This is a genomic window from Bacillus sp. FSL P4-0290 (assembly GCF_037975435.1).
Classification (GTDB): Bacteria; Bacillota; Bacilli; order Bacillales; family Bacillaceae; genus Bacillus; species Bacillus subtilis.
Window position 1 is genome coordinate 3,812,276 of the sequence record NZ_CP150253.1, and the last position, 12,889, is coordinate 3,825,164.

A 12,889-nucleotide genomic window follows, 5' to 3' on the forward strand; every position below is an offset into this window, starting at 1 on the left:
GATAAACCTTGTAAGTAAATAACCTCTCCGCCGAAGGAGGAGAGGTTTAGAAAAAACTAACTGTCAAGAAATTCATCCGCATCGTTTCTGCAGAAATAAAGCAAGACTATTGGCAACGCCGAGTGAAGCCTGATGCTACAACATGAACGGCAGGCCGAACCCGCTCAGCACTCCGGCAAGCGCCGAAAAAGAGGCGGCGCTGTGACTGCAAATACGGTGGATAGAGTGAATTTGATGCCCACTCTGATGAGAGAAAATATATAAAACGGGATATTGATCAGAAAGATATAAGGAGTTAGTCAGGCTGAGTCATAATCTGCTGTTCCGCCGGTTTAAAATGAGTAAAATCCGTTTTATTCTTGATGTTATTTCCAAATACAAACACAACAGGATTCCCGGCCGCCCAGCCATTACCTTTGCAGAAGATATCTTATGTTTCATCAAGATAAAAAAATCCCCCTCTTGCAAGGGGGATTTTTACGAGCGTTTCCGATATACAACGTAGCTGCGGGTCAGATACTTGAGCGGCAGACTGAACACATGAACCAATCTTGTAAACGGCCACAGGATAAAAACGACGTATCCTATCACAATATGAAACTTAAACCATAGCGGGACACTCTCCATCAAAGAGGCGTCAGGCCTGAACAAAACGATTTCCCTGAACCACGGCCCGACTGTGGTCCGGTAATCAAATCCTTTCGAATCAATGTTGAGAAACGTGGCCGCAACGCCTGACAGCATCATAAACAGCAGCAGGAGGAGCGTAAGGATATCGGACGGCGAGCTCGTTTTGCGGATCCTTTTGTCAAACAGCCTTCTGTACGTCAGGATGACAAGTCCGGTACATGCCGCAATGCCCGCCGGCAAGCCAGCGCCAATCGCCATTTTGTGATACATATGCTCTGAAATGCCAAGGGAAGCATACACGCCTTCCGGGATCAGAATCCCCATGACATGCCCGCCGACAACGCACAGCAGTCCCCAGTGAAAAAGTGTGCTGCCCGCCGCAAGTTTTTTCTTTTCTAACATCTCGCTTGATTTCGCCGTCCAGCCAAATTGGTCATGCTGGTAGCGGTAAATATGGCCGCCGATAAAGATCGTCAATACAATGTATGGCATAATACCCCAGAGGATCTGCCCGCTCATGCCTGAACAGCCCCTTCAACGCTTTCACGTACGCCGATGTTTTCAAGCGCGGCCAGCAGCACGTGCAGCAGTTCAGCGTATATACTGTCATTTTTTTCGAGACGGGATGCCAGCTCCCTCACATTGGACAGATATTTCTCAAACACGCTTCTCGCTGCTTCAATTTCTGCAGCCGCAGCAAATTCCAGCATCAGCGGCAGATAATCAGGCAGCTCTTTCTCTGTCGGCAGAAAACCGGATTGCTCGTATGTGTTTTTTAAATGCAGCAATTCAACGCCGCGTTCCCTTTGCTCGCCCGAGTTAAAGTAGGTGACATACATATTTGTTTTTTTCCCAAAGTCGAATGTATAGACATAGTGTTCAATCAGCGCTTCCGGTGAAAAGCTGGCTGACGCTTCGAAAAAGTGCAGCAGCTTCTCCCGGATTTGCCGGTTGCTGATTTCATGGATAAGAGCCTTCCAATCGGGAATCTCGGCTCTCCACTCTTCATCCGGATAAGAGAGAAGAGAGGAAAGAGCGGAGAACGTAATTTGCCGGTCTGTGGTGTTCATCTTGTTACACCTCATTAATCAAAAGTTAGAAACAGGAGCCGGGGCCGCCTGAAAATGATAAGCCGCAGCTCCCTTGTTCAGCATATAAATCTGAAACTTCTTCTCGATGACTGCTCGGTATCACAAAGCGGTCATCATATTTGGCAATCGCAAGCAGCCGATACATATCTTCAATTTGCTGTTCTGTTAAGCCGACACTGGAGATCAGTTCCGGGTCGATTGATTTATTCGTCTGGTTCGCTCTCATATACTGGCGCATGACAGACATTTTCTTTAACGTTGACCGAATATGATCCGTATCACCGGCTGTTAACAGCTGCGCCAAATAATCAATCGGGATTCTCATTTGGTCGATAGCCGGAAAAATATCTTCTGCGGATTGCCGGCTGCCTTTTCCTTCAAAGAGATTCATAATCGGACTGAGCGGCGGAATGTACCACACCATTGGCAGCGTGCGGTACTCTGGGTGAAGCGGCAGCGCAATCTTCCAGTCAATGATCATTTTATAGATCGGCGATTGCTGCGCAGCCTCTATCCATTCAGCCGGAATGCCTTGTTCTTTTGCCAGTTTGGCAACCTCAGGATCATTTGGATCAAGAAAAACGTCCAATTGGGAATGATAGAGATCCTTTTCATTTTCAACAGATGCCGCTTCCTCCACTTTGTCCGCGTCATACAGCATGACGCCGAGGTAGCGGATTCTGCCAACACACGTCTCAGAGCAGATGGTTGGCAGTCCCGCCTCCAAACGCGGAAAGCAGAGTGTGCATTTTTCCGCTTTGTTCGTTTGCCAGTTAAAATAGACTTTTTTATAAGGACAGGATGAGACGCAATATCTCCATGAACGGCATGCGTTTTGATCCACAAGCACAATGCCGTCCTCCTCGCGTTTGTACATGGCGCCGGATGGACAGGATGAGACGCACGCCGGGTTGATGCAGTGCTCGCAAATACGGGGCAAATACATCATAAAAACCTCATCGAATTCTGTTTTGATCGATTCCTCCATCTTTTGTACGTTGGGATCTTCAAGTCCCGTTATGTGGCCGCCCGCGAGATCATCCTCCCAGTTCGGTCCCCATTCGATATTCATGAAATCCCCCGTCAAGGACGATTTCGGGCGTGCTACCGGCTGGTGTTTTTTCTGCGGGCTGTTCGTTAATGTTTCATAATCATAGTTCCAGGGCTCATAGTAATCATCAATCGACGGCTGATTCGGATTATAGAAAAGGCCTGCAAGCCGATTGGTTTTCGAGCCCGATTTCAACTCGAGCTTTCCTTTTTTCAATGTCCAGCCGCCTTTATATTTGTCCTGGTCCTCCCATTGCTTCGGGTAGCCGATGCCCGGCTTTGTTTCTACATTATTGAAGTACATATATTCCGCACCGGAACGGTTTGTCCACGTGTTTTTGCAGGTGACGCTGCACGTGTGGCAGCCGATGCATTTATCCAAGTTCATGACCATACCGATTTGCGCTTTAATCTTCAAGCCAATCGACCTCCTTCAGCTTGCGGATGACGACGTTCAGGTCGCGCTGATTCCCCGTTGGACCGTAATAATTAAAGCCGTAGCTGAGCTGGGCGTAGCCCCCGATCATCTGTGTCGGCTTGACGTGAATCCTTGTCGGGCTGTTATGGGTGCCTCCGCGGTTATTCGTCAGCTTTGTTCCTGGCACGTTGATGTGGCGGTCCTGGGCATGGTGCATAAACGCCATTCCTTTAGGAATCCGATGAGACAAAACCGCTCTCGCGACGACAACACCGTTTCGGTTAAAGCATTCAATCCAATCGTTGTCTTTGATATCCGTGTCCTCTGCATCATCTTTATTCATCCACACGGTCGGCCCACCGCGGAACAGCGTCAGCATCGGCAGAGAATCAAAATACATGCTGTGGACAGACCATTTATTATGCGGCGTCAAATAATTGAGGACGATTTCTTTTCCCTCTTGACCAGGCCGCTTGCTCAGAAACGGGCGATGCTGGAGGATCGGTTTGAATGTCGCCATCGTTTCACCGAATTCCATCATCAGTTCATGATCGACATAATAGGATTGTCTGCCTGTCAGCGTCCGCCACGGGATTAATTTTTCAACATTCGTCGTAAACGGCGAATACCTGCGCCCTCCTTTTTCAGAGCCGGAAAACGCTGGAGACGTGATCACCGTTTTCGGCTGGGCTGTAATTTGTTCGAACGTAAAGCATTCTTCCTCGCGTTCTTCCGCCAGGTCTTTCAGCTTCAGGTTCGTGATGTTTTCAAGTGATTCCCATGCTTTTACTGCGACCTTTCCATTCGAAGTGGATGATAGGGTTAAAATCGCTTCTGCTGCCTGCTTTGCTTCACTTATATTTGGACATCCCTTTGCGACACTGTCCGAGGTGATTTCTCCCAATCTCTGTTTGAGTGATTCATATTCATCGGCTATTGACCAGCTCATCCCTTTTGTTCCGCTCGGCTTTAAAGCAACGTTCGGTCCAAGTGCAGTCATTTTATGAAAAATGTGTTTGTAATCCCGTTCAACGACTTGGATGTTCGGCATCGTTTTTCCCGGAATGGCTTCACATTCGCCTTTGCTCCAGTCATTGATTTTGCCGAATGGCTGGGCCAATTCCTGCATGGTGTCGTGGAGGAGCGGCGTCGCAACCACTTCTTTCACGGGCTCCATATCGACTTCTTCTGCCAGATCGGAAACGGCTTTTGACAGCGCCTTGAAAATATCCCAGTCTGACTTCGATTCCCACGGAGCCGAGATCGCAGGAGCAAATGGATGAATGAACGGATGCATATCTGTGCTGCTGAGATCGTGTTTTTCATACCATGTCGCCGCCGGCAGCACGATATCGGAATACAGCGCCGTACCGGCCATTCGGAAGTCAAGATTGATTAACAAGTCGAGCTTTCCTTCCGGCGCCTGCTCCCGCCATTTGATTTCTTCAGGGCGGATGCTGTCGCTGTCGTCATTCATCAAGCCGTTCGTCGTCCCCAGCAAATGCTTGAGAAAATATTCATGCCCTTTTCCTGAGCTTGAGATCAGATTTGCCCGCCATACGAAGAGATTTCTTGGGAAATTCACTTCATTGTCGGGATCTTCAATCGCAAATTTCAGTTTTTTCTTTTGGAGCTGTGAGGCCACGTACGCACCTACGTCTTCGGGTGTTGCTGCCCCTGCTTTTTCAGCTTCTTTATACAGATCGATGCCATTTTGATTGAAAGTCGGGTAAGACGGAAGCCACCCCAGCCGTGCCGCCAGCACATTGTAATCAGCGTGGTGCTTGTAGCGGGATGACGCAGCAATCGGCGATGCCAAATCACTGATCGGCTGGTCCTCATAACGCCACTGATCTGTCGCAAAGTAGAAAAATGAGGTGCCGTTTTGCAGCTTGGGCACGCCTTCCCAGTCCTTTGCAGTTGCAATCGTCTGCCACCCTTCAGCAGGTCGGAGCTTTTCCTGCCCCACGTAATGGGCCCAGCCTCCGCCGTTTACGCCTTGGGCGCCTACAAGTAAAACAAGATTTAACACCGCTCGGTAGATCGTGTCGGAGTTGAACCAGTGGTTAATGCCGGCCCCTACGATAATCATGGACCGGCCGTCTGTATCGATCGCATTTTGGGCAAACTCTCTGGCAATCTTAACGACAGCTTCTTTTTTGATTCCTGTCATTTGTTCCTGCCAGGCAGGCGTAAACGGCTCAGGATCATCATAGGAGACAGCCGATCGTTCGCCGATACCCCGGTTCACGCCGTAGTTAGCCAGTATCAAGTCAAACACGGTCGTGATGTACGTTTCTTCACCGTTCAGGTTCATTTTTTTAATAGGAAGATCCCGCTCGAGCACTTTGTTTCCGTCATTTGAAAAATACGGGATGCGCACCGTGCCGATTTCGTCCTCTATTCCCAGCACAGAGAGACGGGGTTCAATCGGTTCCCCGGTTTCTTCATCAATCATGTGCAGGTTCCATTTCTGCTGCCCGTCCCAGCGCGAGCCCATTGTCCCTTGGGGTATGGCAAATGAACTTGTCTGTTCATCCCAAACTGCAGGCTTCCACTGATCATGCTTTGTCTTCCGCCCGATGTCCTTCGCATGCAGAAACCGTCCCGCTGTGTATACGCCATTTTCTTTTGACAGAGTGACGAGAAATGGAAAATCAGTGTATTGCTTCGCGTACTCAATAAAACGTTCAGTTTCTTGGTTCACGTAAAATTCCTGCAGAATAACGTGACCCATCGCCATCGCAAGCGCCCCGTCAGTCCCTTGGCGAATACTCAGCCAGTCATCCGCGAACTTTGAGGATTCCGCAAAATCTGGACTGATCGAAATGACCTTAGCGCCTTTATAGCGGGCCTCCGCCAAAAAATGCGCGTCAGGCGTTCTCGTTAACGGAACGTTGGAGCCCCATGTGATAATATAGCCGGAATTGTACCAATCACTGCTTTCCGGAACGTCCGTCTGGTCACCCCAAATTTGCGGGGATGCTGGAGGAAGATCCGCATACCAGTCATAAAAACTGAGCATAGGGCCTCCGATTAACGACATAAACCGGGAGCCTGATGCGTGGCTGATCATGGACATGGCCGGAATCGGAGAAAAACCGACGTTTCGGTCAGGCCCGTATTTCATCACTGTATACAGCAGAGAGGCTGAAATCAGCTTCAGCACCTCCGGCCATTCAGCGCGCACAAAACCGCCTTTCCCTCTCGCCTGTTTATAGGACTTCGCTTTTTCAGGGTTTTCGACGATCGATTTCCAGGCTTCCAATGGATTTTGATGCGTCTGCAATGCCTCCCGCCACAAATTGATCAGCACACCGCGCACGTATGGATATTTAACACGGAGCGGGCTGTAGATATACCATGAAAAACTGGCCCCCCGCGGGCAGCCTCTCGGTTCAAAATCAGGCATATCCGGGCCTGTTGATGGATAATTCAAATTTTGCCCTTCCCACGTGACAATTCCGTTTTTCACATAAATATTCCAGCTGCAAGACCCTGTACAGTTAACGCCGTGGGTGGAGCGAACGACTTTGTCGTACTGCCATCTGTTTCTGTATACATTCTCCCAATCGCGATCGTCGCGGGTGGTTTGGCTATGTTTATTTGAATGGTGTTCGATAGGAGAGAAATAATTCAATCTCCTAAACAACGGACTCCTTTTCTTTTTCTTCATGAGAGTTCACTCCTTCCGAGTCAGGTGATGCTAAGTTCACTATAAACAGAGACAGCGTGTTTCCTTGTGAACTATGTCACACACTCCGCTTTTTTCACAAAATGTTCACACAAAGGAGAAGGAAGGCTGCGTTCAGGCAGAACGCTTGGGTCATTAGCCGCCTTTCAAAGATCAAAAAAACCGGCTCTATTTAAGAACCGGGCTCGGCGTTTTCATCCTGTGATGTATGCAGATACCGCAAAAATAATTGATAGGAACAAAAAACATTTTGCTGAAGCATAGCCAAAAAGTTCATTTGCAGCTGCGGATGATAAGACATCATTTTCTTAAATATGTAATATGGGATGTTGAGAATCAGAATGTCTGAAGTGGCATTGACTGAGATAAAGGGCGATAAATAAAGCCCGCCTTTTTCATCAATCGGAAACACATCGCCTTTTTCCCACAGCGCAACGGTTTTCGACCCTTCAGGGAGCCTTGTGTCCATAAAACGGACACTGCCTTTTAATACAATATAAACAGATTGAGAATGAAGAAAAGATGGAGACTGATCACATGAACCGCGGATAAACGTGCCGTTTTTCAGCAAGGTTTCGACAATGGATAGAGGCACTTCATTAAACATAGGAAGTTGTTTCAGAAATAATAAATAGTCACACTGATTCATAGGAAAACCTCCTGTGCTAAGGATAGCTTTAGTGTAGCTCGACTGAGCCTGTACAGCAGTGATGTATTTCACAGCCTGTATGATGAATGTCACTTATCAGGAGGGTGAATGCATTTATAATGAAAGAAAAAAGGAGGATTTCGATGAAGGCGCTGATTCCGAAGCAGCACGGGGCGTGGGCGATGCTGCTGATCCCATTTTTACTCGGCATGGTCAAGGGAGGCCCCGTTATTTGGCATATTCCGCTCTTCCTAGGTTGGCTTTTCCTATACTTAGCGGTTTATCCCGTTACGCTTGCCTTAAAAAAGAAACAAAGCAAACCATATCAAAAGTGGATGTGTTATTACGGTTTTCCCGCCTGCTGCTTTTTGATGATCTCGGTCTTTCATAAGCCGCCTCTCATCTGGGTGGGCGTTTCTTTACTGCCGCTGTTTCTCATACATATGTATTTTGCCCGCCGAAAAAACGAACGAGCCTTATTGAATGATGTTGCAGGTGTCTTGTTCTTTTGTTCGGGCGGGTTTGCGAGCTGCTGGCTGGGGATGGGAACCCTTGACGGCTGGGCTTGGTTTATTTTCTTGCAGTCTGCTTTATTTTTTATCGGGAGTTCCTTTTATGTGAAATCGGTGATCCGCGAGAGAAAAAACAGGGCATTTGCATACTGGTCATGGGGATATCACCTGCTGCTCCCCTTTTTATCCGCTCTTTTCGGAGCAGGATGGGCGTTTCTCGCTTTTATCCCGAGCAGCTTGCGGGCATGGTTTTTTCATGGAAGGGATTGGCCCGTAAAAACGATTGGCATTCTGGAAATCGTGAATGCCTGCTTCTTTCTTGCCGTCATGTGCCTGTTTATCACAAGGTAAAAAAACAAGGACACCGCTGTCCTTGTTTTTTTCAGTCAATATTGCAAATCTCCAGCGGGCAATTTTCACACTCAATCTCACATCGTAAATAGTCCCGCTTGTGCAAAATAATTTTTCCGGATTCGTCTATCGAAATAACCCCTTTTTTGCGGAGATCTCCCAGCATACGGTTGATGCTTTCCCGTGCAGCCGCACAAAACTTTGCCAAATCCTGATTTGTCAGGACAATGTTAATCAGAATGCCGTCGCTTCGCTCCACTCCGTAGCTGTTTGATAAGCGGATAAGGGTAGAATAGAGCGCCCCCTTTTTGCCATGAAGAAGCAGATCCCTGATTTTGGACTGAATCTTCCGGAGGTGCGTGCTCATCCATTTCATGAACTCAAATGTCAAAGCGCCGTTTTGGATTAATTCTTTTTCCAGTTTATTTTTATTAATGACGAGCACCTCGCCATCCTCTAGCACTTTTGCACTGAGCATATACCTTGGTTCTTCAGTGAAAAGTGTTAATTCTCCGACGATATCATGCTTTTGGCAGATTCTAAGCGTCAGGTCTTTTCCGTCAGATGTCAGCTTGCCGATTTCAATGAGTCCTGATTGAATCAGATAAAGCTCTTCTGCATCCATTCCTTCTCGAAACAAATACGTGTGTTTTTCCATTTTTCTTTTCGTGCTGATCGATTCCAGCAATTCATGCAGATCGCTGGATATAAGATCACTATCAGATGGTCGAACAGAGAGAAAATTCATGAGCTCACCTCGAAGAAAGTCACGTTGTGTGTTTATTGTAACGTGAATTGATTTGTACCCATCGAGAAAAAACTAACAATCTTGTGAATGCCCAGTGTTAGTTGATGCTCTGGCTGTTTCTCTCCGTGTGTGTTTTCATTCTTTCCTGCCAATACATCCATATGACAAGGACAAAACTGGCTAACGCCACCTCTGAAAGCGCCATAAACCCGATCGCGTACTGGCCTGTTGCCTGAAACACACTCGCCAATATGAGCGGAGGAAAAAAGCCGCCTAATCCGCCCATGGCAGACACAATCCCATTGGCAATCCCCGCTTGCTTCGAAAAATAGAAAGGCACCAGTTTAAAAACAGTCCCATTTCCTACGCCTGAGCAGACGGCCACAGTTAATGATCCAAACGTATAAAGGCCGATTGTCGGCGAGAACGATAGGATAATGCCTGATAATGTAAGCCCGGCAAAAACAAACATCAAGATGCGGAGCGGGCTCATTTTATCAGCCAGGAATCCGCCCGCAGGCCTGAGCAGCGTAGAAACCGCAATAAAGCCAGCCGTCCGCAAGCCGGCATCTGCAGGATTCAGCCCAAAATGCTCCACCAGAAAGTTCGGCAGATAGATAGTGAAGGCGACAAAGGCACCGAACGTAATAAAATAAAACAGGCTCAGAAACCATAGCACATGATTTCGGTAAACGGCTTTGATTTGAGTCTTAACAGAAACTTTGACCTTCTTCTCATGCCTGTCGCCAAACAAAACGTGCAGTAAGGCAAAGACAGCCAGCAAAACCAAATACATCTGCACGGTTGATTTCCACCCGACGGCTTGAGCGATAACCGGCGCTGCAAATGTCGTAACGGCTGTCCCGATATTTCCTGCACCGTAAATCCCATTGACGACACCGTGCTTTTCTTTCGGATAATATTTCGGGAGGGAGGTCACCCCAATGGAAAACACCGCTCCCCCGATCCCTAAGAAAAAGCCGCCTGCGATTAAATCAAACAGAGAATCCGCGATACTGATCCAAAATACAGGAAATAAAAGCAGGATGAAGCTGACCATAAACATGAGCCGCGCGCCAAACCTGTTCGTTAAATACCCTAAAGGAATGCGGAGAAGCGACCCGAGGATCACAGGAATCGCGGTCACTAAAGAAATCTCACCCTTGCTTAAATGAATATCTAATGTGATTTGGGAAATGAGTGATGAAATCAGCACCCAAACCATAAACCCTGCCACCAAGCTTAATGACTGTAACGATAATTGAATGTGTTGACGGTTGATCATTTGGCTTGCCCCTTTCAATGATTCAATAATCAGTCTTATCATACAAAAACTCGGCAAACAGGATTGTGAATTACATCACACGTTTTTCTCATAAAAAAAGGACAAAGCCCGAAGACTTTGTCCTTTTGTTCGTGATTACATTTTTTCCGGAGCCGATACGCCGATCAGCTGAAGCGCATTGTTCAGCGTAATTTGCGTTGCCTTCATTAAAGCCAGGCGCGCGCGGCTTTTCTCTTCATTTTCAGGGTCGATGACTTTCTCTGCGTTGTAGAAGCTGTGCAGAGCAGAAGCCAGATCATAAATATAGTTAGTGACACGGTGCGGAATTCGTTTTTCCGCTGCTTCCGCCACTGCCTCTGGGAAGCCGCCGATCGTTTTCAGCAGATCGTATTCTTTTTCTGATTGAATATGGCTGAAATCAAGATCTGCCGCCGGTTTAAGCCCCTGCTCTTCCCCTTGGCGAAGCATGCTGCAAATACGTGCATGCGCGTATTGTGCATAATACACAGGGTTTTCGTTAGATGTTGATACAGCAAGATCTAAGTCAAAATCCATATGGGTGTCTGCACTTCGCATTGCAAAGAAGTAACGCACGGCATCCAAGCCGACTTCTTCAATCAGGTCACGCATCGTTACGGCTTTACCGGTCCGTTTGCTCATTTTCATTTTCTCGCCGTTTTTGTAAAGGTGAACGAGCTGAATGATTTCTACTTCAAGCGTTCCTTTTTCATACCCCAGCGCTTCGATTGCCGCTTTCATACGCGGGATGTAGCCGTGGTGATCGGCGCCCCAAACGTTGATCAGCTTATCAAAGCCGCGGTCAAGCTTGTCCTTATGATACGCGATATCAGGAAGCAGGTACGTGTACGTGCCGTCCTTCTTGATCAATACGCGGTCTTTATCATCGCCGAACGTCGTGGAACGGAACCAAGTCGCGCCGTCTTCTTCATAGACATGGCCTTTTTCGCGGAGCGCTTCAAGCGCCGTGTCGATTTTTCCATTTTGGTACAGTGAAGTTTCGGAATACCACACATCAAACGGCACACGGAAGTTTTCCAAGTCCTTGCGAAGCTTGTCCAGCTCGTATTTCAGGCCGTATTCACGGAAAAACGCGAGGCGTTCACTTTCCTCTTCGTTAACGAAACGGTCACCGTATTCCTCAGCGAGACGCTTTCCGATCGCAATGATATCCTCGCCGCGGTAGCCATCCTCCGGCATCGGTTTTTCCAATCCGAGCGCTTCAAAGTAACGGACTTCAACAGAAAGCGCCAGATTGTTGATTTGGTTTCCCGCATCGTTAATGTAGTATTCGCGGCTTACATCGTAACCCGCTTTTGAAAGCACGTTGCACAAGGAATCGCCGACAGCCGCCCCGCGCGCATGCCCGAGGTGAAGGTCTCCCGTCGGATTCGCTGATACGAATTCTACCTGAACTCGTTCACCGTTTCCGATGTTCGTTTCCCCGTATGCTTCCCCTGCTTCCAGTACAGACGGAATCAGCTTTGTTAAATATTGATTGTTCATATAGAAATTGATAAAACCCGGGCCGGCGATATCCAGTTTTTCAATCGAAGCCTTTCCTTTATCAAAATGAGCGACAATCTCTTCAGCGATTTGACGCGGCGCTTTTTTTGCCACTCTTGCCAACTGCATCGCCATATTCGTTGAGTAGTCGCCGTGTGTTTTATCTTTCGGTGTTTCTAAAACAACATTGGGAATCTGGCTTTCTTCAGCCAGTCCCGCTTTCAGAACGGCCGCTTTGATTTCTTCTTTCAGCACGTCCTTCATTTGTTCCGCAATGTTCATGCGTGAGTTCCTCCCTCATACGTGATCGTCATATTATGTAAATGCTCCTGCTCGTCTCCGACATGCATGTCATATGCGATGCTGATACGGCCTTTTTCTTCATCGAGATCAGATTGAATCGATTTTGTGCTTGTTTTCAGCTCAAGCTCACCAAATGACATTTTATATTTAGCAATTGTGGAAGCTCCCGTTACGAAACGCTGATTCATTTTGACAGCGCCTGACCTCATGACCAGGACTTCGCCTTCGCTTACTTTCACAATCGTTTTGACTTTGCCTAAGTCGTGTTCTTCATAATAAGATAGATACACTTTATTTTGTTTTACATAGTAAAATCCGGTGGTGCGGAATTCGATGACTTCTTGGTTTCCGTCATCCTCGATCACAGACTTCACATGGAGTGTTATCGGTGTCTCTTGCTTCATTCTGACACGTCCTTTTCATCATTCCACTTTGACTTGAATAGTATAATCATTCGGTTTGTAAACTTCAACTGCTTCTATCTTACCATCATTGCTCATCAGATTTGAAGATAAACCTCATAAAAAGCATTTCCTTATATAGAAGAGAAAATCATATCACTAATTACCTTTAGGAAATGTTACATTTTTCCGAAATCTATCATTTCCTTTTCACATTTTTTTCAAAATATATG

General features: G+C 47.2%; 10 protein-coding genes and 1 pseudogene. 1 reads left to right on the forward strand and 10 read right to left on the reverse strand.

Annotated elements, in window-relative coordinates; genetic code table 11:
• Window positions 1-75: 75 nt before the first annotated feature.
• From MKY10_RS19985 to arfM, 6 genes and pseudogenes are all read right to left on the reverse strand, one after another.
• Window positions 76-284, reverse strand: a pseudogene (locus MKY10_RS19985) (YitT family protein); the annotation flags it as partial.
• A gap of 193 nt (window positions 285-477) precedes the next feature.
• Entirely contained in the window at window positions 478-1,149 is a 672-nt protein-coding gene (gene narI / locus MKY10_RS19990; RefSeq protein ID WP_003227587.1) for a respiratory nitrate reductase subunit gamma, read from the reverse strand.
• Window positions 1,146-1,700: a nitrate reductase molybdenum cofactor assembly chaperone gene (gene narJ, locus MKY10_RS19995; RefSeq protein WP_015250998.1), complete on the reverse strand. Its 555-nt coding sequence runs from the start codon at window positions 1,698-1,700 to the stop codon at window positions 1,146-1,148. The genes narI and narJ overlap by 4 nt, the downstream gene beginning before the upstream one ends.
• A gap of 25 nt (window positions 1,701-1,725) precedes the next feature.
• Window positions 1,726-3,189 (reverse strand): nitrate reductase subunit beta, encoded by a 1,464-nt coding sequence (gene narH / locus MKY10_RS20000; protein ID WP_015250997.1) that lies wholly within the window; start codon window positions 3,187-3,189, stop codon window positions 1,726-1,728.
• Window positions 3,179-6,865, reverse strand: a complete 3,687-nt coding sequence (locus tag MKY10_RS20005) for a nitrate reductase subunit alpha (RefSeq protein WP_015250996.1) — start codon at window positions 6,863-6,865, stop codon at window positions 3,179-3,181. Before MKY10_RS20005 ends, narH begins: the two co-directional genes overlap by 11 nt.
• Window positions 6,866-7,055: 190 nt before the next feature.
• Complete coding sequence (gene arfM / locus MKY10_RS20010) at window positions 7,056-7,532, reverse strand: Crp/Fnr family transcriptional regulator ArfM (protein ID WP_003243032.1); 477 nt, start codon at window positions 7,530-7,532, stop codon at window positions 7,056-7,058.
• Between the two features lie 143 nt (window positions 7,533-7,675).
• On the opposite strand from arfM, the gene MKY10_RS20015 reads away from it, so the two are divergent.
• Window positions 7,676-8,395, forward strand: a complete 720-nt coding sequence (locus MKY10_RS20015; RefSeq protein ID WP_014481214.1) for a YwiC-like family protein — start codon at window positions 7,676-7,678, stop codon at window positions 8,393-8,395.
• Between the two features lie 31 nt (window positions 8,396-8,426).
• Here MKY10_RS20015 and fnr read toward each other — a convergent pair whose 3' ends face one another.
• The 4 genes from fnr to MKY10_RS20035 all read right to left on the reverse strand — a co-directional run bounded on the left by fnr (window position 8,427) and on the right by MKY10_RS20035 (window position 12,659).
• Window positions 8,427-9,143 carry a fumarate/nitrate reduction transcriptional regulator Fnr gene (gene fnr / locus MKY10_RS20020; protein WP_014481215.1) on the reverse strand — a complete coding sequence of 239 codons (717 nt, stop codon included), beginning with the start codon at window positions 9,141-9,143 and terminating at the stop codon, window positions 8,427-8,429.
• 97 nt (window positions 9,144-9,240) lie between these two features.
• Window positions 9,241-10,428 (reverse strand): nitrate transporter NarK, encoded by a 1,188-nt coding sequence (gene narK, locus MKY10_RS20025; RefSeq protein WP_015250995.1) that lies wholly within the window; start codon window positions 10,426-10,428, stop codon window positions 9,241-9,243.
• 135 nt (window positions 10,429-10,563) lie between these two features.
• On the reverse strand, window positions 10,564-12,234 hold the full coding sequence (gene argS / locus MKY10_RS20030) for an arginine--tRNA ligase (RefSeq protein WP_015250994.1): 1,671 nt from the start codon (window positions 12,232-12,234) through the stop codon (window positions 10,564-10,566).
• Window positions 12,231-12,659, reverse strand: coding sequence for a DUF1934 domain-containing protein (locus MKY10_RS20035; protein ID WP_003243604.1), 429 nt, complete (start codon window positions 12,657-12,659; stop codon window positions 12,231-12,233). Before MKY10_RS20035 ends, argS begins: the two co-directional genes overlap by 4 nt.
• Window positions 12,660-12,889: the final 230 nt, after the last annotated feature.